This window comes from Kitasatospora sp. NPDC022856 (assembly GCF_055561235.1).
Window position 1 is genome coordinate 239,453 of record NZ_JBVHHE010000003.1, and the last position, 21,669, is coordinate 261,121.

Sequence of the window (21,669 nt, forward strand, 5' to 3'; positions counted from 1 at the left end):
TCAGTGGCCGGCGATCAGGGACAGACCGTAGAGGACGGCGGCGCCGCAGACCGCGAAGCAGGTGTAGGCACCGGCCAGGGCCAGTCGGCCGCCGCCGGCCGGGGCGTCGGAGCCGGCCGCCGAGCGCTGCGCGGTCAGCGCGGCCTCACGGCGGGAGAGGGCCAGGATGCCCAACGCGAAGACGGTGACCACCGCGACGGTGATGCCGAAGCTGAAGCCGGCGGTCTGGGCCAGGGCGTTCCACTTGATGTGCATGCTGTGTGCTCCTCAGCCGTCGGCGCTCAGGCCGCGACCGTGGTCGAGGCGGGAGTGGTGGGGGTGCCGGCCGCGGCGGTCGGGGTGATCTCGACCGGGGTGATGTCGCCGGCCTCGTTGACGTTGTCCGCGTGGACCGGCTGGCGGCGGGAGATCAGCCACATCGCGCCCGAGCCGGCGACCAGGACGGCGCCCACCAGGACCACGCCCCAGGTGCCCTGCTCGACCACGAGGGCCGCGAGGCCGGCCACCGTGGCGGCGGCGGGCAGGGTCAGGCCCCAGGTGTAGACCATGCGGCGCACCAGGCTCCAGCGCAGCTCGCCCTTCGGGCCGCCGAGGCCGGCGCCCATGATGCCGCCGGAGCAGACCTGGGTGGTGGAGAGGCCGAAGCCCATGTGCGAGGAGGTCAGGATGACGGTCGCGGCGGCGGACTCGGAGGCGAAGCCCTGCGGGGCCTGGATGTCCGCCAGGCCCTTGCCCATCGAGCGGATGATCCGCCAGCCGCCCATGTAGGTGCCGAGCGCGATCGCCGCACCGGCCGAGACGATCACCCAGGTGGGGGGGAGCGCGCCGGTCGGCAGGGCGCCGACCGAGACCAGGGTCAGGGTGATGATGCCCATCGTCTTCTGGGCGTCGTTGGTGCCGTGGGCCAGCGAGATCAGCGAGGAGGAGAACACCTGGCCGGTCTTGAAGCCCTTGGTGACGGTGGCGCCGTCGCTCTTGCGGGTGATCGCGTACGCCAGCTTCGTGGCGCCCCACGAGGCCAGGCCCGCGACCAGCGGGGAGGCGATCGCCGGGATGAGGATCTTGGTGACCACGGTGTCGAAGTTGACGCCGTTGAGACCGACGCCGACCACGGTGGCGCCGATCAGGCCGCCGTAGAGCGCGTGCGACGAACTGGACGGAAGGCCTCTCAGCCAGGTGATCAGGTTCCAGAGGATCGCGCCGACCAGTGCGGCGAAGATGATCTCCGGATGGATCCCGGCCTTCTCGTTGACGATGCCGCCGGAGATGGTGGTGGCGACCTTCACCGAGAGGAACGCCCCGGCGAAGTTGAGGACGGCCGCGATGGTGACCGCGACCTTGGGTCGAAGGGCTCCGGTGGCGATGGAGGTGGCCATCGCGTTGGCGGTGTCGTGGAACCCGTTGGTGAAGTCGAAGGCGAGCGCCGTGATGATCACAACGGCCACCAGGAACGAGATGTGTTCCATACCCAAACAATCGTCGTAGTTGTCGCACTGACGTTGGTGTCGATCGCGACGGTAGGGAGCCTCGGTGAACGGAAGGTGAACTGAGACGGGCCGCGTGGTTCCGGACGTGTCCCAGGGGTTGCCATGACCTTGCCAGGAGGTGTCCCCGGGCCCGCTGAACTGGGCATTGGCGCAGAACGTCCTGGTTCGCTCCGGTTTGCTGAGACCTGTCTCACAACCGACCGAAGAATTCATCGGGCCGTACGGGTGCGGTCTGTTTCTGCCGGGTGACCCATGACAGGATCGGCGAGGATCCGGGCATCCCGGGGATCGGCAGGGGCGGGGAGGAACGAATCCATGGGCGGGGCCGCACAGTGCACGGAGACAGCGGGAACACGACCGTGGGTGCGGGCCGCCCTGCGCTGCGGAGCCGTCCTGGCGGCCGCCGCGCTGGCGCTGCCGCTGGCCGCCCAGGCCGCCTACGCGGCGCCGGACCCGGGCAACCCGGGCATCACCGCCCCGGCCGCCGTGCCCGGCGCGGACCCGCTCGCGGAGGCCAAGGCCACCCTCGGGCCGCTGCTCGACCGGCTGCACGAGCTGTACACGGGGGCGGAGGCCGCCACCGAGCAGTTCAACGCCGCCGTCACCAAGGTCGCCGAGCAGCAGGCCACCGTCACCGACCTGGGCGACCGGCTGGACCGTCAGCAGAAGCTCGTGGACGCCGGTACCGACGTGGCCGCCCAGCTCGCCGCGGCCCAGTACCGCAACGGCGCCACCTCGGCCTACGCCGAACTGCTGCTCTCCCAGGACCCGTACGAGGCCGTCACCATCGCCGAACTGCTCTCCGCCGCGAGCCGTTCGCAGTCCGAGTTCCTGGACCGGCTCAAGCTCGACCGCGAAGCGCTCACCGGCCTGCAGAAGCAGAGCGAGGAGGCGCTGAAGAACTCCCAGGCACTGGTCGCCCAGCAGGACGCGGCCAAGGCCAAGCTCGCCACCGACCTGGCCGCCGTCGAGCAGCTGGTCTCCTCGCTCACCGGTGCCCAGCGCACCGAGCTGGAGCAGCTGGAGAAGGCCAAGGCCGACGAGGCCCAGCTGGCCTTCCTCGCCTCCGGCGCCCTCGGCAAGGGCGAGCGCACCCCGTCGCTGGCCGGCCGCGCCGCCGTCGCGTACGCGCTGGCGCAGCTCAACAAGCCGTACGTGTGGGGCGGCGCCGGCCCGGACGTCTTCGACTGCTCCGGCCTCACCTCGCAGGCGTGGCTGCACGCCGGCAAGCCGATCCCGCGCACCAGCCAGGAGCAGTGGGCCCAGCTCCAGCACGTCGCGCTGAACCAGCTGCGCCCCGGTGACCTGGTCATCTACTTCGAGGGCGCCACCCATGTCGCGCTCTACATCGGCGGCGGGCTGGTCGTCCAGGCGCCCCGCCCGGGCGCCGTGATCAAGGTGTCGCCGATCGGCTCGATGCCGATCCTCGGTGCCGTCCGCCCCGACCCGGAGACCGCCTCGGACGAGGCGGGCGGTGCCTGGAAGGTGCCGGACCTCCCGGCGGGCTGGGACAGCGTCACCCCGATCGCCCCGAGCCCGGCCAACCAGGTGCCGGTCGACCCGAACGCGGCGAACCCCGCGCCCGGCACGCCGACCGCGCCCGGTACGCCCACCCCGGGGACGCCGACGCCCGGCACCCCGCAGCCCGGCACCGGCACGCCGACCGACCCGGGGACGCCGACCGGTACCCCGACGGGTACGCCGACCGGGACGCCCACGGGAACGCCGACGGGCACGCCCACCGGGACCCCGACGGGCACGCCGACCGGTACCCCGACGGGTACGCCGACCGGGACGCCCACGGGAACGCCGACCGGTACCCCGACGGGCACCCCCACCGGGACGCCGGCCGGGACGCCGGCCGGGACTCCCGCGGGCTCGCCCAGCGGCACCCGTACCGGTTCGTCCACCGCCTCGGCCCCGGGCTCCACCTCGGCCACCCCGCTGCCGGCGGGCCAGCACTAGCTCGGCCCGACGGCCCGACGGCCCGGGGAGCCCCGGGCCGTCGGCCGGTTCAGCTCGCGCCGCTGTCCGGCTCGAAGCGGATCAGCACGGCCTTGGAGGTCGGGGTGTTGCTGATGTCCGCGGTGGAGTCCAGCGGCACCAGCACGTTGGTCTCCGGGTAGTACGCCGCCGCGCCGCCGCGGGCCACCGGGTAGTGCACCACCTTGAAGTGCGGGGCGCGCCGCTCCACGCCGTCCTTCCACTCGCCGACCAGATCGACGTACCCGCCCTCGGTCAGGCCCAGCTCGGCGGCGTCGACGGGGTTTACCAGCACGACCCGGCGGCCGCCGGTGATGCCGCGGTAGCGGTCGTCCAGGCCGTAGATCGTGGTGTTGTACTGGTCGTGCGAACGGAGCGTCTGCAGCAGCAGCCGGCCCGGCGGGACCTCGGGCGCGGTGAGCGGGTTGACCGTGAAGTTGGCCAGCCCGGTCGCGGTCGGGAAGGTCCGGGAGTCGCGCGGCCCGTGCGGCAGGGTGAACCCGCCGGGCCGGCGGACCTTGTCGTTGAAGCCGTCGAAGCCCGGCACCACCCGGGCGATCCGGTCCCGCAGGGTGTCGTAGTCGTCGGCGAAGTCCTCCCACGGGACGTCGTCCCCGGGGCCGAGCGCGGCGCGGGCCAGCCGGCAGACGATCGCCACCTCGGAGAGCAGCCCCGGCGCCGGCGGGCGCAGGCCGCCGCGCGAGGAGTGCACCTGGCCCATCGAGTCCTCGACGCTGACGAACTGCGCGCCACTGGCGGTGACGTCCCGGTCGGTGCGGCCGAGGGTGGGCAGGATCAGCGCCCGGGCCCCGGTCACCACGTGCGAGCGGTTGAGCTTGGTGGAGACGTGCACGGTGAGCCGGCAGCGGCGCATCGCCGCCTCGGTGACCTCGGTGTCCGGGGTGGCGGCGACGAAGTTGCCGCCCATCGCGAAGAACACCTTCACCCGGCCGTCGCGCATCGCGCGGATGGTGTCCACCGAGTCGTAGCCGTGCGTCCGCGGCGGCTCGAAGCCGAACTCGCCGCCCAGCGCGTCCAGGAAGGCCGCCGAGGGCCGCTCGAAGATGCCCATCGTCCGGTCGCCCTGGACGTTGCTGTGTCCGCGCACCGGGCAGACCCCGGCGCCCGGGCGGCCGACGTTGCCGCGCAGCAGCAGGAAGTTGACCACCTCGCGGATGGTCGGCACGGCGTGCTTGTGCTGGGTGAGGCCCATCGCCCAGCAGACGATGATCTTCCGGGAGGAGAGCACCAGGCGGCCCAGCTCCTCGATCTGCTCCCACGGCAGGCCGGTGGCGGCGAGCACCTCCTCGCGCCGGGTCTGCCGGGCCTCGGCGGCGAACTCCTCGAAGCCGTGGCAGTGCCGCGCGACGAACTCCTCGTCGACGCCGCCGTCCGCGTCGAGGACGAGCCGGTTGAGCGCGCGGAACAGGGCGAGGTCGCCGCCGAGCCGGATCTGCAGGAAGAGGTCGGTCAGCTTGGTGCCGTGGCCGGCCAGGCCGCGGGCGTTCTGCGGGTTCTTGAACCGTTCGAGGCCGGCCTCGGGCAGCGGGTTGACGCTGACGACGGTGGCACCCGCGCGCTTGGCCCGCTCCAGGGCGGAGAGCATCCGCGGGTGGTTGGTACCCGGGTTCTGGCCCGCCACGATGATCAGGTCGGCCTGGTAGAGGTCCTTGAGGCTGACGCTGCCCTTGCCGACGCCGAGCGTCTCGGTGAGCGCCGAGCCGGAGGACTCGTGGCACATGTTGGAGCAGTCCGGCAGGTTGTTGGTGCCCAGCCGGCGGGCGAACAGCTGGTAGGCGAAGGCGGCCTCGTTGCTGGTCCGGCCGGAGGTGTAGAAGGCCGCGCCGTCCGGGGTGTCCAGGGCGCGCAGCTCCTCGGCGATCAGCGCGAAGGCGTCGTCCCAGGCGATCGGCGTGTAGTGGGTGGCGCCCTCGTCCAGCAGCATCGGCTGGGTGAGGCGGCCCTGCTGGCCGAGCCAGTAGCCGGAGCGTTCGGCCAGCTCGGCCACCGGGTGGGCGGCGAAGAACTCGGCGCGGATCCGGCGCTCGGTGGCCTCCTCGGCGACGGCCTTCGCGCCGTTCTCGCAGAACTCGGCGGTGTGCGTCTTCCCGGGCTCGGGCCAGGCGCAGCCGGGGCAGTCGAAGCCGTCCGGCTGGTTGACCTTGCGCAGGGTGGCGAGGGTGCGCCGGGCGCCCATCTGCTCGGTGGCCATCCGGAGGCTGTGGCCGACCGCCGGCAGTCCGGCCGCGGCGTGCTGGGGCGCGGACACCACGGGGGCGTCCTGCGCGGGATCGCTCTGCGGGGCCGGTTTGGCCATGACTGCGCTCCTCGGCTGTGCTCGTCCGGCCGCCGCTCCGTCGCGTGGCCCGCCGTCCATCCTTCCACCCGTTCGAGTCGTCCGGGCCATCCCGGTACCGGTCCCGGCCGACCCCGCACGGTGCGTCGATGGGGTGCGGCCGCTTCGAGAGGCGGGGGCGCGGGTGACCGGCCACCGCGCGGGCCCGGCACGACCTGTCCCTACCAGCAGCGGCCGGCGCTGTCCGCGCGCCGGGGCCCGCCCGCGCGCCGCGGCCCCGGGTGGCCCTCCGGGCCAGGAGCGCCCCGGCCGGGGCCGTGGTGCCGATCCGGCGCCCTCCCGGCCCCGGGACGTCGCCTCGGGCCAGGAGGCCGGTGCCTGCCTGACCGCGCTGGAGCGCGGGACCGGCATCACGCCGAGCGGGAGCTGGATCGTCGTGTCAGCTCCGGACCACGTCACCGCCGAGGACCTGGTCGAGGAGCTGTTCGGGCCCCGAGCCGGCCGGGCGGGGCCCCGGGCCGACCACGCGGGCCGCGAGCGGCGCGGTGGGCCGCCCGGTGGGCCGCCCACCCGCCGCCGGGACGGCCGCCAGGGCCCGCAGGATGGCCCGGGCGGCGGCGTCGTTCTGGCGAAAGCCCGGGGAGTCGGTGCGCGGCCGGGCGAAGGCGGCCGCCGCGCGCAGACTGGTGTGCGGGCCGAGGGCGGTGCGCCGCGGGTGCGGCCCGCCGTCCAGGGCCGGGTCCAGGACCCGGCTGTCCCCGGGCCGGATGGTGAGCAGCCCGGAGCGGTGGGTGTGCTCCTCGTCGCTGACCACCTCCTCCACGATCCGCCCGGCGCGGTGCAGGTCCCGCAGGACCGGGTCCCGGGTGCGGGCCAGCGCGTGCTTGGGCAGGTACGCCTCGATCAGCGCGGTGGCCTCGACGCGGTGCCCGGGCACGGTGCTACCGGACGCCCGCCAGGTGCCGGTCGCCTCGTCCCGGTCGACCCGGACGCCCGCGCCCAGGAAGCGGACCACGCCCGCCTCGGAGAGCGCGAGCAGCTGGCGCAGCCGGAAGCCGGGCGGGCCGGAGGCGAGGTAGCTGAAGTAGCCGAAGAACCACTCGTCGACCTCCTCGCCGACCGAGCGGGCGGTGAGCCGGCCGGAGGCCAGCACGCGGGGCAGTTGGCCGAAGAGCGAGAGCAGGGCGAGGAAGGCGCCGAGGTCGGCGCTGTGGGCCGGGTCGGCGCGGCGGTCGGCGTCCTCGGTGATGTAGCCGCGCAGATGGCGCTGGAGCTCCTCGGCGGAGCCGAGTTCGAGACCGGCCAGCGGGAAGTCGAGCCGTTCGAAGTCCAGCCGGTCGGCCTCGTCGGGGACGGCCCGGGCGATCAGCCGGGCGAGCTCGGGCGCGTACCAGTCGTGGGCGTCGTAGCCGGCGAGGAACTCGGCCCAGGGGAGCGCGGTGCGTTCGGGGTGGGCGTGGAACAGTTCGTGGTAGTGCCCGAAGCCGATGTCCTTCGCCATCAACGGCCAGAAGTCGCGGCGCAGTTCGAGCGGCCCGGGGCGCGCGAGAACGGCGTCCACGGCGGCCGCGTCGAAGTAGCGGGGGAGCGGGGCGGGCGGCCCCTGGAGCCGGTAGCCGGTCTTGGAGTGGTAGGGAACACCGCGCCGGGAGCCGACGTGGATCACCGGCTCGCGGCCGGAGGGCCGGTAGACCGGGCCGTCCGGCGTCTCCTCGAAGCGGCCGCCCCGGCCTTCGGTGAGCAGGGCGACCAGGTCGACGAAGGCGAGCCCGAAGCCGCGCAGGACGACGTGCTCGCCGGCGCCGATGCCGCTCAGGTCGGCGTCGGCGGAGAAGGCGGGCGGCAGGTGGAAGCGGCCGTGCCGGGCGGCGAACCCGGCGTCCGCGGCGTACCGGGGGTGCGGCGCGGAGTCGAGGTGGCCGAGGGTCAGGGTGACGTGGTCGGCGGTGAGCACCCGGTCCCCGAGGTGGACCAGCTGCGGGCCGTCCACCGGGCCCTCGACCCGGCGGACGGTGTCCCGGTGCACGGTGACGGTGATGTGCGGCGGGAGGTCGGCGACGGCGCGGCGGAACACCCAGTCCAGGTAGGCGCTCTGGGCCCGGCGGGTGGGGAAGTCGGTGGGCGCCAGGGTGCCCAGCTCGGCCCGGACCGCCGGGTCCTCGACCTCCCGGTAGGGCGCGAACTCCGTCTGCCGGGCGGCCCATTCGGCCAGCGAGGGCCCGGGGCGGACCGGTCCGTCGATGGTGGACCGCTCGTCGGTGAACATCGTGACGTCCTCGGCCATCGAGTTCATCCGGAGCAGCGGGGACTGGTCGTAGCGCCAGATCCGGCCCGCGCCGGGCGGGTGCGGGTCGACCAGGTGGATCTCCAGCGGGCGCTCGGAGGGCAGGAGTTCGGCCGCGTTGGCGGCGATCCGCTCCAGCAGCCCGGTACCGCGCGGGCCGGCGCCGACGATCACCAGGGTGGTCAACGCGTCCCCCCGGCTGCGGTCTTGGCGCCGGTCGCGGCGTCGGCCCCGGCCGGGGTGTCGGCGGCGGCGCGCAGCCGGCGCCAGGCCGCGCGGGCCTTCTGCAGCGGGGTGGGCGGCAGGCCGTCGCGGGTGGCGCCCTTGGCGTAGTGCCGCTCGACGTAGTACTGGCCGACGGACAGCACGGTGGTGATCACGATGTACCAGATGGTGGCGACCATCAGCATCGGGATGACCTGGTAGGACTGCAGGTAGACCAGCTGCACCGAGTAGAGCAGGTCGGAGACGGCCAGCACGCTGATGATGCTGGTGCCCTTGAGTGCGCTGATCAGCATGTTCCCGGCGGTGGGGACGATCGAGCGCATCGCCTGCGGGACGATGATCCGGCGCAGCACCCGCCACCGGCCCAGCCCGAGCGCCGAGGCGGCCTCCAGCTGGCCGCGGTCGACCGAGAGGATCCCGCCGCGCACCACCTCGGCGGCGTACGCGGCCTCCAGCAGGGTCAGGCCGACCACGGCGGTCAGGGTGGGGCCGAACAGGTTGACGGTCCGGACGGTGACGAACTCCGGGCCGAACGGGATGCCCAGGCCGAGCGTCGGGTAGAGCGCGCCGATGTTGAAGAAGAGCAGCAGCTGCACCAGCGCCGGGGTGGAGCGGAAGATCCAGATGTACGTCCAGCTCAGCGTGCGCAGCACCGGGTTGCCGGAGAGCCGCATGGTGGCGAGCACCGTGCCGAGGACGAAGCCGAGGCCGAGCGTGACGGCGGTCAGCCACAGGGTCAGGGTGAGGCCGTTCAGGACCGAGGTGGCGGTGAACCAGTCGGCGACGACGTCCCATTGGAAGGCCTTGTTGCGGATCACCGAACTGAGGGCCATCGCGAACAGCAGCAGCGCGACGGCGGCGGAGACCCACTGGCCGGGCCGGCGGCGGGCGACGAGCCGGGCCGAGGGGTCGACGACGGCGCCGGCGGGCGGCCCCGGGTCCGGCACGGGGTTCTCGGTGAGGGAGGGCGCGGGAAGGACGTCCTGCGGGGTGGCCATGAGGAGGCTCCAGGCGGAAGCTGCGGGCAGGCGGGAGGTACGGGGGTGGTCACGTACGGCCGTCGGGCCGGCTCGCGTCCCTCAACGCGACCGGCTCCGCACTGCTCTCCGCATTGATCGTACGCATGCGCGAACGAGGGCTGTCAAGGGTGGTGCCGCCGGGGCACACGGCGACAAGTGATCGCAACAGAGCGGTAATGGACGGTGGTTGACGCCGTGCATCCTTCACTGCTCAACTTGTGCTCATGTACGCCGAGCAGCTCCTGGTCACCCGCGACCACATCGACTTCGGTCGGGTGTGGTCCGCGGCGTGTCGCGGCTGACCCGGCAGCGGGCCGTCCAGCCGGCCCTGTCCTCCTAGGAGCCTCCTCCCTCGGAGGCCCTCCTCGCGGAGACCTCTCCCTCGGTGCCCCGTCGCGGGCCGGGTAGGCCGTCCAGTCCCGTACGGACGGCCGTTTCAGGCGCACGCTGCCGCCTTCAGCCTTCCGTACCCCACTGCACTCCGGCAGTTCTCCGTCGCCCTTCCGCCGACGTCGACGTCTTCGCCGTCGTCGTCACCGTCACGTGCCCGTGCCCGTCGATCCGCGCGCTCCGCTCCGCCCTCCCCGCTCGGCCCTCTTCGCTCCGCGCTCCCCGCTCGGCCTTCTCGCTCCCCGCTCCGTGCTCCAAGCCTGGCTCTGCCATGGCCTGTTCCGGTCTGCCCACCCGCAGCCGCCGGATTCCGTACGACCCGAAAGGTCAGTCACCATGCCCGTCGAATTCCTCGGCATCGCCGCCACCGGTGATGGTTCGGAGACCACCCCCCGCTCCACGGCGGCCTTCGACCGCGACTACACCCTGCGGCTGGCCCGGGCCCACGAGGACAACGGCTGGGACCGCGTGCTGTTCGCCTACGGCGCCGGCGCCCCCGACCCGGCGGCGGCCGCGGCGTTCCTCGCGGCCCGGCTCGACCGGCTCCAGATCCTGCTGGCCCACCGGCCGAACGTCTCCTACCCGACCTACGCGGCGAAGACCTTCGCCACCCTGGACCGGATCAGCGACGGGCGGCTCACCGTCCACTTCATCACCGGCGGCAACGACCACGAGCAGCAGCGCGAGGGCGACTTCCTGACCAAGGACCAGCGCTACGCCCGCACCCGTGAGTACATCGGAATCGTCAAGAAGGCGTGGACCAGCACGGAGGCCTTCGACCACGAGGGCGAGTACTACCGCTTCAACGACTTCGTCTCGGACGTCTTCCCCGTCCAGGCCCCGCGCCCGGGCGTCTCCTTCGGCGGCTCCTCGGAGGCCGCCTACGCGGCCGGCGGGGCGGAGGCGGACATCTACTGCCTCTGGGGCGAACCGCTGGCCCGGACCGCCGAGCAGATCGAGCGGGTCAAGGAGGCCGCGCGGGCCGCCGGCCGGACGGACGTGCCGCGCATCCAGGTCGCCTTCCGGCCGATCATCGCGCCGACCGAGGAACTGGCCTGGGAGAAGGCGTACCGGACGGTGGACGCGATCCGGGCCCGCAAGGAGTCCGGCGAGCTGGTCCGGCGCGGTGCGGCCGCGGCCCGGACCCCGGAGAACACCGGGTCGCAGCGGCTGCTGGAGATCGCCGCGGCCGGCGAGCGCTACGACCGCGCGCTCTGGACCCCGACCGCGGCCGCCACCGGCGGGGCCGGCAACTCCAACGCCCTGGTCGGCACGCCGGAGACGGTCGCGCAGGCGCTGCTCGACTACTACGACCTCGGCGTGGACATCCTCTCCGCGCGCGGCTACGCGCTGCTCGACGACGCGATCGACTTCGGCCGGTACGTCATCCCGCTGGTGCGCGAGGAGGTCGCCCGGCGGGACGCCGCGAAGGCGGCCGAGGCGGCCGAGCGGGAGGCCCGGGCCGAGCGCGACCGCCACCAGCTGATCGCGGTCCAGGCGTGAGCGGCACCAGCCTGGCGACCGAGGTCCGCCGGGTGACGATCGACGATCCCCTGGTCGAGCCGCTGCTGCGGGAGCTCACCCACGAGTACGTCACCCGCTACGGGCCGGATGCCCGGGAGGAGATGAGCCGGTACCCGAAGGACGCCTTCGCGGAGCCGGCCGGCGTACTGCTGCTCCTGCTGGAGGACGGCGAGCCGGTGGCCGGCGGTGCGTACAAGCGGTACGACGAACGGACCGCCGAGGTGAAGCGGATGTGGACGCATTCCGCGCACCGCCGCCGGGGGCTGGCCAGCCGGGTGCTGGCCGAGCTGGAGCGGGCCGCGCGGGCGGTCGGCTACACCCGGATCTTCCTCACCACCGGCCCGCGCCAGCCCGAGGCCAGGGGGCTCTACCTGGCGACCGGCTACACCCCGCTGTTCGACGTCGACGCCGATCCGCTGGAGATCGGCCCGCTGGCGTTCGAGAAGTCCCTGCCGGCCCGCACCGACAGCGAGCGGGCCGAGGCCCCCGCGCGACCCCATCACGCACCGACCCCGAAAGGCGCCCAACTCCCGTGAGAACCACCACCGTCCGCCGCCGCCTGCTCGCGGCCACCGCCCTGCTGCCGGTCCTGGCCCTGGCCGCGTGCGGTTCGGACCCGAAGACCGCCGCCCAGCCGGGCGCCGGCCAGGCGGCGGTCGACGCCGCCGCGCAGGACCTCGTCTCCGGCGTCGCGAAGTCGGACGCGGCGGCCGCCCTGCTGCCCGAGGACGTCCGCAAGGCGGGGACGGTGAAGTTCGGCTCGGCGATCGCCTCGCCGCCCGCCGCCTTCTACGCCGACCAGGCCACCAAGAAGGCGGCCGGGGTGGACATCGACTTCACCGACGCGGTGGCCAAGGTGCTCGGCCTGACCGTGGAGCGCGAGGAGGCCGCCTTCGAGACCATCCTGCCCGCGCTGGGCAGCGGCAAGTACGACGTCGGCACCGGCAACTTCGGGGTCACCGCCGTCCGGTTGAAGACCATCGACTTCGTCACCTACATCGACGACGGCCAGGGCTTCGCGGTCAAGAAGGACAACACCAGCGTCCAGCCGGTCACCGACCTCGCGCAGCTCTGCGGGCTGGTCATCGGCACCGGGGCCGGCACCACCTTCGAGACCACGCTGAACGCCAAGAAGAACGTCTGCACCGACGCGGGCAAGAAGCCCTTCGAGGTGAAGGCGTTCAGCGACAACGGCGCCACGCTGACCGGCCTCCAGCAGGGGCGGATCGACGTCGTGATGTCGACCATCAACGGCCTGCGCTACCAGGCGTCCCAGGAGGCGTCGGGGACGAAGTTCCTCGGCGAGTTCCACCGGCTGGACGTCGGCTTCGCGTTCAAGAAGGGCTCCCCGCTCGCCCCGGCCTTCCAGGCGGCGGTCAACCAGCTGATCAAGGACGGGACGTACGACAAGATCGTCAAGAAGTGGGGAGTCGTCGATTCGGCGATCAAGGAATCCCAGATCAGCCCGCCCGAGCACGTGTGACCCCCTGTCCGGGCCCCGGGCCTGTTGGAGGAATCCCCCCATGAGCATCACCACCACCGAGGCCGGTCCGCCGGCCGGAAGAACCGCCGCCAAGGCGCCGGCCGCCCCGGCCGGGCGCGTCGACCTCGGCGAGCTGGCCGGTCTGCGGACCGTCCGGGCCCGCCACCCGTGGCGCTGGGCGGCCGGCCTCGCCGCCGTCGTCGTCCTGCTCCAGTTCGCCCACGGGCTGGCCACCAACCCCGGCTGGGACTGGGCGACCTTCCGGGTCTACTTCTCCGCCGACACCATCCTGCGCGCCGTCGGCCGCACCATCGAACTCACCTTCTACGGAACGCTGCTGGGCTTCCTGCTGGGTGCGGTGGTGGCGGCGATGCGGCTGTCGCGCAGCGCGATCCTGCAGTCCATCGCCTGGGCCTACGTCTGGGCGTTCCGCTCCATCCCGCTGATCGTGCAACTGGTCTTCTGGTTCAACCTCTCCTACCTCTACAAGCGGTTCGGCATCGGGATCCCGTTCGGCCCGACCTTCGCCGAGTTCGAGACGATGGGGGTGCTGGGCGCGCTCGGCGCCGCCGTGCTGGGGCTGGGCCTGCACCAGGCGGCGTTCGCCGCGGAGATCATCCGCGGCGGCATCATCGCGGTCGACGGCGGGCAGCGCGAGGCCGCCGCCGCGCTGGGCGTGCCGCGCTGGCGCCAGGCCTGGCGGATCGTGCTGCCGCAGGCCATGCGCGGCATCCTGCCGGCCGCCGCCAACGAGGTGATCTCGCTGTTCAAGGGCACCTCGGTGGTCTACGTGATGGCCATCGGCGAGCTCTTCTACCAGGTGCAGGTCGTCTACGGCCGCACCGGCCGGGTGGTGCCGCTGCTGATGGTGGCCACCGTCTGGTACGTGCTGCTGACCACGGTGCTGTCGCTCGGCCAGTACTACGTCGAGCGCTACTTCGCCCGGGGCGCCGAACGCACCCCGCCGCCCACCCCGCTGCAGCGGGCCCGGGCCTTCGTCCAGGGCCTGCGGGCCGACCGCACCCCCGTCGAGACCGCTACCGGAGGACGCTCGTGACCACCCCCGTCGTGGAACCCATGGTGCAGGTCAGGGGCCTGCACAAGAGCTTCGGCCCGCTCGCCGTGCTGCGCGGCGTCGACCTCGACGTGCCGGCCGGATCGGTGACGGTGGTGCTCGGCCCCTCCGGCTCCGGCAAGTCGACGCTGCTGCGCTCGATCAACCACCTGGAGAAGCTGGACCGCGGCTTCGTCGCGATCGACGGCGAGCTGATCGGCTACCGCCGCTCCGGCGACCGGCTGCACGAGCTCAGGGAGCGCGACGTCCTGCGCCAGCGCACCAACATCGGCTTCGTGTTCCAGAACTTCAACCTGTTCCCGCACCTCACGGTGGTGGAGAACATCATCGAGGCCCCGGTCAGCGCGCTGCGCCGGCCCAAGGCCGAGGCCCGGGCGGCCGCGCTGGCGCTGCTGGAACGGGTCGGCCTCGCCGACAAGGCGGACGCCTACCCGCGCCAGCTCTCCGGCGGCCAGCAGCAACGGGTGGCGATCGCCCGGGCGCTGGCGCTGGAGCCGAAGGTGCTGCTCTTCGACGAGCCGACCTCGGCGCTCGACCCGGAGCTGGTGGGCGAGGTGCTGGACGTCATCAAGGACCTCGCCCGGTCCGGCACCACCATGATCGTGGTGACCCACGAGATCGGCTTCGCCCGCGAGGTCGCCGACACCGTGGTCTTCATGGACGGCGGGGTGGTGGTCGAGCAGGGCCCGCCGAAGGCCGTCCTGGACGATCCGCAGCACGAGCGCACCCGCGCCTTCCTCGCCAAGGTCCTCTGACCCCCCTCGCCGATCCCCTTCGCCGACCCCCTCCCGCTCCCCGACCCTCTTCCAGCCATCAGGAGTTCCGCCATGTCCCTACCCCGTCGTGCCCTCGTGACCGCCGCCGCCGCGCTCGCCGCCACCCTCACCCTCGCCGCCTGCGGCAGCTCCACGGACGCCGCCGCGGAGCTCGCCCCCGCGAAGGGCAGTACCGCGCCCAACGGCACCACGGTGAACCTGACCCCGAATCAGAACCGCATCACGACGGCGAAGGTGGACGCCATCGCGGCGCTGGTTCCGGAGGAGGTCAGAAAGAGAGGGACGCTGACGGTCGCCAACTCGCTTGGTACCACGCCGCCGCTGGACTTCTACGCGAACGACGACAAGACCATCATCGGGGTCGAGCCCGACCTCGCCTCGCTGGTCGGTGACGTCCTCGGTCTGAAGGTCGAGTTCAACCCGGTCTCCTGGGAGAACGTCTTCGTGGGCCTGGACAGCGGCAAGTTCGACGTCGGCATGACCAACATCACCGTCACCGAGGCCCGCAAGGAGAAGTACGACTTCGCCACCTACCGGCTGGACATCCTCGGCTTCGAGGCCAAGAAGGGCACCGGCTGGAAGGTCGCCGGCCCCAAGGACGTGGCCGGCAAGACGATCGCCGTCTCCTCCGGCACCAACCAGGAGAAGCTGCTGATCTCCTGGAACGAGGAGAACGTGAAGAACGGCCTCAAGCCGGCCGACATCAAGTACTTCCAGAGCTCCTCCGACTACTACCTGGCGCTCTCCTCCGGCCGGATCGACGCCTACGTCGGCCCCAACCCGAGCTCGGCCTTCCACGCCGTGCAGACCGGTGAGACCGAGGTGGTCGGCACCTACTCCGGCGGCGGCGCGGACGTCCTGGGGAAGATCGCGGCGACCACCAAGAAGGACAACGGGCTGGTCCAGGCACTGAACGGGGCGATCAACGAGATCATCAAGAACGGCACCTACGGCCAGGCGCTGAAGCGCTGGGGGCTCGACGGCGAGGCCGTCCAGACCTCCGAGATCAACCCGCCCGGCCTGCCCAAGCCCAAGCCGTAGCCCGTTCACCCCCATGTCCTCCCCCGACGCTATGGTGGCCCCGGTCACGGTGGACGCTGTTCGTATCCGGTGCACCCGGGGGTTGGGGGAGACATGAGGGCTGGGGAGGTTCTGGACGGCCGCTACCGGCTGGACCGGACGCTCGGCCGGGGCGGCTTCGGGGTGGTCTGGGCGGCCCACGACAACAACATCGGGCGGGCGGTCGCGGTCAAGGTCCTCTCCGAGGAGAAGGCGAGCGACGAGGAGGCGGTCGCGCGGTTCGTCCGCGAGGCCAAGACCGCCGGCAGCCTGTCCAATCCGCACATCGTCACGTTGCACGACTACGGCCGGGTCCAGCAGGGCGCCTGGTCCACCCACTACCTGGTGATGGAGCTGGTCCGCGGCCGCCCGCTGTCCGCGGTGCTCAAGGAGGGCACGCCCGACCCGGCGCTCGCGCTGAAGTGGGCCCGGCAGGTCTGCAAGGCGCTGGACGCCGCCCACCGTTCCGGCGTGGTGCACCGGGACATCAAGCCGGAGAACATCATGATCGCCGAGAGCGGCGAGGCCAAGGTGCTGGACTTCGGCATCGCCCGGCTGCTCACCCAGTCGGGCACCGGGCTCACGTCGACCGGTGTGGTCATCGGCACCCCGCCGTACCTGGCTCCCGAGTGCTGGGCCGGCGGCGCCATCGACGGCCGGGCCGACCTCTACGCGCTCGGCGTGGTGCTCTTCCAACTCTGCACCGGACAGCGCCCGTTCAACGCCGGATCGCCGGTCACCATGATGTACCAGCACCTCAACGACCCGCCGCCGCCGGTGCGCACCCCCTACCCGGCGCTCGCCGCCCTGATCCGCCGGCTGCTCGCCAAGGACCCGGCCGACCGGCCCGCCGACGCCGCCGAGGTGCGCCGCCGGCTGCGCGAGATCCCGGTCGGGCAGAGCACCCCGGTCGGCCGGAGCACCCCGGCCCCGTCGCCCGAGCCGCCCGAGGCGCTGCGGCAGCGGGCCGACCGGGCCTGGGAGTACGGCGTGGAGGGCCGGCCCGAGGAGGCCGTCCGGATGCTGACCGAGCTGATCCCGCGGTTCGCCCGCAGCTTCGGCCCGGCCGACCTCCGCACCCTGCGCACCTGTCACGACCTCGCCCTCTGGCTGGCCCGCGCCGGCAGCCCGGGCGCCGCCGCCGCGCTGCTGCGCGAGCTGGCCCCGGCCCTGTCCGGCGAGCCGAGGGCGCACGCCGACGTCCTGCGCGACCTCGACCGCTGGGAGCGGGAGCGCGACGAGGCCGGCCCCGGCCCGGCCCGGGCACAACCCCTGGACCAGCTCCTCGGCGGCCCCGCGCAGAGCTGACACCCCGGCGGTCGCCCGACGACCGACCGGCGCCGGGCCGCCCACCCGCGCGTTCACCCCGGGCGGAGGCCCGTCCGCCCACGGTGGAGCCCTGTGCCGGAGCCCCGTGGTGGAGCCCCGCGCCGCCCGGGCCGCCCGGTGGCCGTCGCCCGGGCCGAGGGCTGTCAACCGTACGGGCACCTGATTCGGTGCTGCTCCGGGTTGTGGGAATTGATAGGAATTCGCCGAGCTGGACTGTCTGGTTCGCAGGCGGCAGCCGTTGATATACCTCGCAACAAGAGTTCGGTGCGGTGTGTGCGGCCGTACCGGCGAGCTGAGACGAAAGTGGTGGTGACGCTCAGATGAAGCTCCTCCGTGTCGGACCACCGGGCGCCGAGCGTCCGATCGCGCTGGGCCACGACGGCACCGCGTACGACCTCTCCGGGCGCGCCCGGGACATCGACGGCGCCTTCCTGGCCGGGCTCGACCCGGCCGCGCTGGCCCGCGACGCGGCCGCCGGCCTGCTGCCGGTGGCCGACATCGCCGGGCAGCGGGTCGGCGCTCCGGTCACCCGGCCGGGCAAGGTGGTCGGGATCGGGCTCAACTACCGGGACCACGCCGCCGAGGCCGGCGCGGCGATCCCGGACGAGCCGGTGATCTTCCTCAAGCCGAGCAACACCGTGGTCGGCCCGTACGACGAGGTGCTGGTGCCCCGGGGCGGCGAGAAGACCGACTACGAGGCCGAACTGGCGATCGTGATCGGCCGCACCGCCCGGTACCTGGCCGGCCACCGGGAGGCGGCGGAGGCGATCGCGGGCTACACGATCGCCAACGACGTCACCGAGCGGGCCTTCCAGCTGGAGCGCGGCGGCCAGTGGGACAAGGGCAAGTCGGCGGAGACCTTCACGCCGCTCGGCCCCTGGCTGGTCACCGCGGACGAGGTCGCCGACCCGCAGCGGCTGCGGCTGCGCCTCTGGGTCAACGGCGGGCTGCGGCAGGACGGCTCCACCGCCGAGATGATCTTCCCGGTGCTGGAGATCGTCCGGTACGTCAGCCAGTTCATGGTGCTGGAGCCGGGGGACGTGATCGTCACCGGCACTCCGGCCGGCGTCACCCTGGGCCACCCGGGCACGCCGTTCCTGACCGCCGGGGACGTCGTGGAGATCGAGATCGACGGGCTGGGCCGCCAGCGTCAGGTGCTCGGCAAGGCCTGACGTCCGGGCGGCCCGACCCCGACCCCGGGCACGGGGGTCGCGGGTCGGGCCGCGAGAGCGAGCCGGACCCGCCCGCGAAGAACCGCCGCGCCCCGCGCCTCAGCCGCCGAGCGCGGCCCGCAGCCGGGCGGTCCGTGGTGCGTCCGGGCCCTCCAGCGCCAGCAGCGCGGTCAGCACCTGCGCCGTCTGCGGATCGTGCAGCGCCGTCGCCGCGGCCATCGCCACGAACTGGTCCACCAGCCACTCCCGCAACTCGTCCACCGGCAGCGCGCGGCCCTCGTCCAGCCAGGTCAGCGAGGTGCCCTCGACCACCGCGATCCACGAGCGCACCAGCAGGGTCAGCCGCGGCCCGGCCTCCCGGACCCCGAGGTGGCGCAGGGTCCGCTTGAGCGCCGCCCGCCGGACGTCGTCCACCATCGCCGAGGTGCGCTGCGTCTCCACCACCGAGCCGCCGCGCAGCAGCGCCGAGTACCCGGCGTCGTGCTCGGCCACGAAGGCGAAGTAGCTCTCCAGCACGGCGGCCAGCTGCTCGGTCGGGCTGCCGGTCAGCGGCACCGTGAACCGGCTGGTCAGCTCCTCCGCGGCGGTGCGCAGCGCGGCCTCGTACAACTGCTGCTTGCCGCCCGCGAAGTAGCGGTACACCAGCGGTCGGGAGGCCCCGGCGGCCTCCGCCACGTCGTCCAGGCTCACCTCGTCCGGCGGCCGCGAGGCGAAGAGCTCCAGGGCGACCGCGATCAGCTGGTCCCGTCGCTGCTGCACCGTCAGCCGCCGGTACCCGCTGCGCCGCGGCCGGGCCTCGGAGGACGGTGGGACGGGCGCTGAGCTGGCTTCCATGGCGGTCAGCGTAATGGTCGCCGGTCCGATCGGATCCTTGCCTGCACCGATCATTCCGAACGGATGTTTGCCGCCCGGGCGCCCCGGCCGCCCGGCCGCCCGGCCGCCCCAGCTACCCCGCCGCCCCGGCCCCGCCGCCCCGACCTGCCCCGGCCCGTTCGTGACCCGCCGCCGCTCCGCGACCGCCCGCCCCGGCGGGTCGGCCCGCCGCACGGCGGGCCGGGCGCCGACCATGGGGACGGATCGTCGCCGTCGCTTCGAGGAGGGCCGCCGGATGGCGCGGGCAGTGCAGTGGACGGCGGCCGTGCGCCGGGTGCCGGGCGCGGTCCTCCGGTGGGTCCGGTCGGCGCCCGGGACGTACCTGTGGCTGCTGCTCCTGGCGGCCACGAGCTTCGTGGTGGCGCGGATGGACCCGGCGCGGCTGGACTGGTTCCTGGCCGCCCGCTCGACCAACCTGGAGAACCTCCGCTCGGACCCGGTGCACGTCCTGGTGGCCAGCGCGCTCTGGACCGAGCAGTCGAGCTTCCTCCTCTACTTCGTGCTGTTCACCCTCTTCCACGCCAACGCGGAGCGCTGGCTGGGCACGCCGCGCTGGTTCGCGGTGGCCGCCACCGCCCACGTGCTGGCCACCCTCGTCAGCGAGGGGGTGGTCGCCCGGGGCATCATGCGCGGCCGGCTGGGGGAGAGCCTGGCCGGCACGGTGGACGTCGGCGTCTCGTACGCGCTGGCCGGTGTGGTCGCCGTGCTGACGTACCGCTTCGCCGGCCGCTGGCGACTGCTGTACGGGGGCGGCGTGCTGGCCTTCTACCTGGTGCCGCTGGTCGGTTCGCACACCTTCACGGACCTCGGACACTTCTGCGCGGTGCTGATCGGCCTCTGCTTCTTCCGGTTCGCCCGCGGCCGGTCCAGGTGGGACCCGGGACTGCTGCTCCGGCGCAGGCGGGAGCGCCGGGCGGAGGTCTGAAATGGCCGGTCCATGCCACAGGGTAGGGGCTTGCAATCGGCCCGGGCCGCGAAATGATGTCCGGATGGTTGAAGAACTGATCAGCTCCGACGGCACCACCCCGCGCCGTATTGCCGACGACTACGTGCAGGCCCTGGCCGAGCTCGACCCGCTGACCGCGGTGTACCTCGGGCTCAACCTCGACGACGACCGACTCCCCGACCTCTCCCCGGCCGGTGACGAGGCGCTCGCCGAACTCGGACGCCGCACGCTCGCCCGGCTCGCGGACGCGGAGCGGGCCGGAGCTGCCGAGGACGAGGCCGAGCGCCGCTGCGCCCGGCTGCTGCGCGAGCGGCTCACCGCCTCGCTCGCCGTCCACGACGCGGGGGAGGGCTTCCGCGCGGTTCGCAACCTGGCCTCACCGGTCCACAACGTGCGGGACGTCTTCACCCTGATGCCCGCCGACACCGAGCAGCAGTGGGCGGTGATCGGGCGCCGGCTGGCGCGGGTGCCCCTCACGCTGGAGCAGTACCGGGCCACCCTCGCCGCGGGCATCGAGCGCGGTCTGCTCTCCGGCCCCCGTCAGGTGAGCACCGTGGTCGAGCAGCTCGGCGACTGGCTGGAGGGGGACGAGGCCGGCTGGTTCGGCGTCTTCGTCCGGCAGGCACCCGAGGGGCTGCGCGCCGAGCTGGCCGGGCCCGCCGCCGCCGCTGCCGCCGCGGTGGCCGCGCTGCGCGACTGGCTGCGCGACGTCTACGGCCCGGCCGCCGCCGGCACCTCCGACACCATCGGGCGCGAGCGCTACGGCCGGTGGGTGCGCTACTGGACCGGCGCCGACCTCGACCTGGACGAGGCGTACGGCTGGGCCTGGCAGGAGTTCCACGGCCTGCTCGCCCAGATGGAGGCGGAGGCCGAGAAGGTGCTCCCCGGCTCCACCCCGATGGAGGCGATGCGGTGGCTGGAGAGCGACGGCCCCGCCGTCCAGGGCGCCGAAGCGACGCGTGAGTACCTCCAGGGGCTGATGGACGGGGCGATCCGCGACCTCCAGGGCACCCACTTCGACCTGGCCGAGCCGGTCACCCGGGTCGAGTCGATGATCGCCCCGGCGGGCAGCGCGGCCGCGCCGTACTACACCTCGCCGTCGCTGGACTTCACCCGCCCGGGACGGACCTGGCTGCCGACCATCGGCCGGGAGCGCTTCCCGGTCTGGGACCTCGTCTCCACCTGGTACCACGAGGGCGTTCCCGGCCACCACCTCCAGCTCGCGCAGTGGAACTACGTCGCCGACCGGCTCTCCACCTACCAGGTCAGCATCGGCGGGGTGAGCGCCAACATGGAGGGCTGGGCGCTGTACGCCGAGCGCCTGATGGACGAGCTGGGCTACCTCACCGACCCGGGCCACCGGCTCGGCTACCTCAACGCCCAGATGATGCGCGCGCTGCGGGTGATCGTCGACATCGGCATGCACGTCGGGCTGGACTTCCCCGCGGACTCCCCGTTCCGCCCGGGCGAGGCCGTCCTGCCGGACGCCGCCCGGGAGTTCTTCGGCCGGTACTGCGGGCTGGCGCCGGAGGTCCTGGACAGCGAGCTGGTCCGCTACCTCGGCATGCCCGGCCAGGCGATCGGCTACAAGCTCGGCGAGCGGGCCTGGCAGCGCGGCCGGGCGGCGGCCCGGGCGGCGCACGAGGCGCGCGGCGAGGAGTTCGACCTCAAGGCCTGGCACATGGCGGCGCTCTCGCAGGGCTCGCTGGGGCTGGACGACCTGGTGGCGGAGCTGGCCGCGCTGTAGT

At 73.5% G+C, this 21,669-nt stretch carries 17 protein-coding genes; 11 read left to right on the plus strand and 6 right to left on the minus strand.

The window, feature by feature from the left end:
• Both ACZ34W_RS05975 and ACZ34W_RS05980 read right to left on the minus strand, forming a co-directional pair.
• The gene (locus ACZ34W_RS05975) at positions 1–255 is read right to left on the minus strand and encodes a hypothetical protein (protein WP_329489580.1); all 255 of its coding nucleotides are present in this window, start codon (positions 253–255) and stop codon (positions 1–3) included.
• 26 nt (positions 256–281) lie between these two features.
• The gene (locus ACZ34W_RS05980; RefSeq protein ID WP_352289302.1) at positions 282–1,466 is read right to left on the minus strand and encodes an inorganic phosphate transporter; all 1,185 of its coding nucleotides are present in this window, start codon (positions 1,464–1,466) and stop codon (positions 282–284) included.
• Between the two features lie 384 nt (positions 1,467–1,850).
• Between ACZ34W_RS05980 and ACZ34W_RS05985 the strand changes: the two genes are divergently transcribed.
• A complete protein-coding gene (locus ACZ34W_RS05985; RefSeq protein WP_465602092.1) occupies positions 1,851–3,452 on the plus strand; it encodes a C40 family peptidase in 1,602 nt (533 codons plus the stop codon).
• 49 nt (positions 3,453–3,501) lie between these two features.
• On the opposite strand, the gene ACZ34W_RS05990 is transcribed toward ACZ34W_RS05985, so the two are convergent.
• The 3 genes from ACZ34W_RS05990 to ACZ34W_RS06000 all read right to left on the minus strand — a co-directional run bounded on the left by ACZ34W_RS05990 (position 3,502) and on the right by ACZ34W_RS06000 (position 9,273).
• Positions 3,502–5,787, minus strand: coding sequence for an FdhF/YdeP family oxidoreductase (locus ACZ34W_RS05990; protein ID WP_465602094.1), 2,286 nt, complete (start codon positions 5,785–5,787; stop codon positions 3,502–3,504).
• A 418-nt stretch (positions 5,788–6,205) separates the two neighbouring features.
• Entirely contained in the window at positions 6,206–8,236 is a 2,031-nt protein-coding gene (locus ACZ34W_RS05995) for an FAD/NAD(P)-binding protein (RefSeq protein WP_465602096.1), read from the minus strand.
• Positions 8,233–9,273, minus strand: a complete 1,041-nt coding sequence (locus ACZ34W_RS06000; RefSeq protein WP_465602098.1) for an amino acid ABC transporter permease — start codon at positions 9,271–9,273, stop codon at positions 8,233–8,235. The genes ACZ34W_RS05995 and ACZ34W_RS06000 overlap by 4 nt, the downstream gene beginning before the upstream one ends.
• A 747-nt stretch (positions 9,274–10,020) precedes the next feature.
• Between ACZ34W_RS06000 and ACZ34W_RS06005 the strand changes: the two genes are divergently transcribed.
• The 8 genes from ACZ34W_RS06005 to ACZ34W_RS06040 all read left to right on the plus strand — a co-directional run bounded on the left by ACZ34W_RS06005 (position 10,021) and on the right by ACZ34W_RS06040 (position 18,102).
• Positions 10,021–11,187, plus strand: a complete 1,167-nt coding sequence (locus ACZ34W_RS06005; protein WP_329489586.1) for an LLM class flavin-dependent oxidoreductase — start codon at positions 10,021–10,023, stop codon at positions 11,185–11,187.
• Positions 11,184–11,744 carry a GNAT family N-acetyltransferase gene (locus ACZ34W_RS06010; protein WP_329489587.1) on the plus strand — a complete coding sequence of 187 codons (561 nt, stop codon included), beginning with the start codon at positions 11,184–11,186 and terminating at the stop codon, positions 11,742–11,744. Before ACZ34W_RS06005 ends, ACZ34W_RS06010 begins: the two co-directional genes overlap by 4 nt.
• Positions 11,741–12,691, plus strand: coding sequence for an ABC transporter substrate-binding protein (locus ACZ34W_RS06015; RefSeq protein WP_329489588.1), 951 nt, complete (start codon positions 11,741–11,743; stop codon positions 12,689–12,691). The genes ACZ34W_RS06010 and ACZ34W_RS06015 overlap by 4 nt, the downstream gene beginning before the upstream one ends.
• Before the next feature lie 40 nt (positions 12,692–12,731).
• Complete coding sequence (locus ACZ34W_RS06020; protein WP_465602100.1) at positions 12,732–13,748, plus strand: amino acid ABC transporter permease; 1,017 nt, start codon at positions 12,732–12,734, stop codon at positions 13,746–13,748.
• A gap of 20 nt (positions 13,749–13,768) precedes the next feature.
• Positions 13,769–14,521: an amino acid ABC transporter ATP-binding protein gene (locus ACZ34W_RS06025; protein ID WP_329492245.1), complete on the plus strand. Its 753-nt coding sequence runs from the start codon at positions 13,769–13,771 to the stop codon at positions 14,519–14,521.
• 72 nt (positions 14,522–14,593) lie between these two features.
• Complete coding sequence (locus ACZ34W_RS06030) at positions 14,594–15,583, plus strand: ABC transporter substrate-binding protein (RefSeq protein WP_329489591.1); 990 nt, start codon at positions 14,594–14,596, stop codon at positions 15,581–15,583.
• A 93-nt stretch (positions 15,584–15,676) separates the two neighbouring features.
• Positions 15,677–16,909, plus strand: a complete 1,233-nt coding sequence (locus ACZ34W_RS06035) for a serine/threonine-protein kinase (protein WP_465602103.1) — start codon at positions 15,677–15,679, stop codon at positions 16,907–16,909.
• A 341-nt stretch (positions 16,910–17,250) separates the two neighbouring features.
• Positions 17,251–18,102 (plus strand): fumarylacetoacetate hydrolase family protein, encoded by an 852-nt coding sequence (locus ACZ34W_RS06040; protein WP_329489593.1) that lies wholly within the window; start codon positions 17,251–17,253, stop codon positions 18,100–18,102.
• Between the two features lie 99 nt (positions 18,103–18,201).
• Here the strand turns inward: ACZ34W_RS06040 and ACZ34W_RS06045 are convergent, their stop codons facing one another.
• Complete coding sequence (locus tag ACZ34W_RS06045; RefSeq protein ID WP_329489594.1) at positions 18,202–18,936, minus strand: TetR/AcrR family transcriptional regulator; 735 nt, start codon at positions 18,934–18,936, stop codon at positions 18,202–18,204.
• A 274-nt stretch (positions 18,937–19,210) separates the two neighbouring features.
• On the opposite strand from ACZ34W_RS06045, the gene ACZ34W_RS06050 reads away from it, so the two are divergent.
• Both ACZ34W_RS06050 and ACZ34W_RS06055 read left to right on the plus strand, forming a co-directional pair.
• Entirely contained in the window at positions 19,211–19,900 is a 690-nt protein-coding gene (locus ACZ34W_RS06050; RefSeq protein ID WP_465602105.1) for a rhomboid-like protein, read from the plus strand.
• A 64-nt stretch (positions 19,901–19,964) separates the two neighbouring features.
• On the plus strand, positions 19,965–21,668 hold the full coding sequence (locus ACZ34W_RS06055) for a DUF885 domain-containing protein (RefSeq protein WP_329489596.1): 1,704 nt from the start codon (positions 19,965–19,967) through the stop codon (positions 21,666–21,668).
• The last annotated feature ends 1 nt before the right edge of the window (position 21,669 follow it).

Excerpts from the sequence above, each read along its gene's own strand:
- ACZ34W_RS05990 (WP_465602094.1), bottom strand. The coding sequence starts at position 5,787 with ATGGCCAAACCGGCCCCGCAGAGCGATCCCGCGCAGGACGCCCCCGTG.
- ACZ34W_RS06025 (WP_329492245.1), top strand. The coding sequence starts at position 13,769 with ATGGTGCAGGTCAGGGGCCTGCACAAGAGCTTCGGCCCGCTCGCCGTG.
- ACZ34W_RS06035 (WP_465602103.1), top strand. The coding sequence starts at position 15,677 with ATGAGGGCTGGGGAGGTTCTGGACGGCCGCTACCGGCTGGACCGGACG.
- ACZ34W_RS06005 (WP_329489586.1), top strand. The coding sequence starts at position 10,021 with ATGCCCGTCGAATTCCTCGGCATCGCCGCCACCGGTGATGGTTCGGAG.
- ACZ34W_RS06050 (WP_465602105.1), top strand. The coding sequence starts at position 19,211 with ATGGCGCGGGCAGTGCAGTGGACGGCGGCCGTGCGCCGGGTGCCGGGC.
- ACZ34W_RS06055 (WP_329489596.1), top strand. The coding sequence starts at position 19,965 with ATGGTTGAAGAACTGATCAGCTCCGACGGCACCACCCCGCGCCGTATT.
- ACZ34W_RS06040 (WP_329489593.1), top strand. The coding sequence starts at position 17,251 with ATGAAGCTCCTCCGTGTCGGACCACCGGGCGCCGAGCGTCCGATCGCG.
- ACZ34W_RS05980 (WP_352289302.1), bottom strand. The coding sequence starts at position 1,466 with ATGGAACACATCTCGTTCCTGGTGGCCGTTGTGATCATCACGGCGCTC.
- ACZ34W_RS05975 (WP_329489580.1), bottom strand. The coding sequence starts at position 255 with ATGCACATCAAGTGGAACGCCCTGGCCCAGACCGCCGGCTTCAGCTTC.
- ACZ34W_RS06045 (WP_329489594.1), bottom strand. The coding sequence starts at position 18,936 with ATGGAAGCCAGCTCAGCGCCCGTCCCACCGTCCTCCGAGGCCCGGCCG.
- ACZ34W_RS06000 (WP_465602098.1), bottom strand. The coding sequence starts at position 9,273 with ATGGCCACCCCGCAGGACGTCCTTCCCGCGCCCTCCCTCACCGAGAAC.
- ACZ34W_RS06020 (WP_465602100.1), top strand. The coding sequence starts at position 12,732 with ATGAGCATCACCACCACCGAGGCCGGTCCGCCGGCCGGAAGAACCGCC.
- ACZ34W_RS06030 (WP_329489591.1), top strand. The coding sequence starts at position 14,594 with ATGTCCCTACCCCGTCGTGCCCTCGTGACCGCCGCCGCCGCGCTCGCC.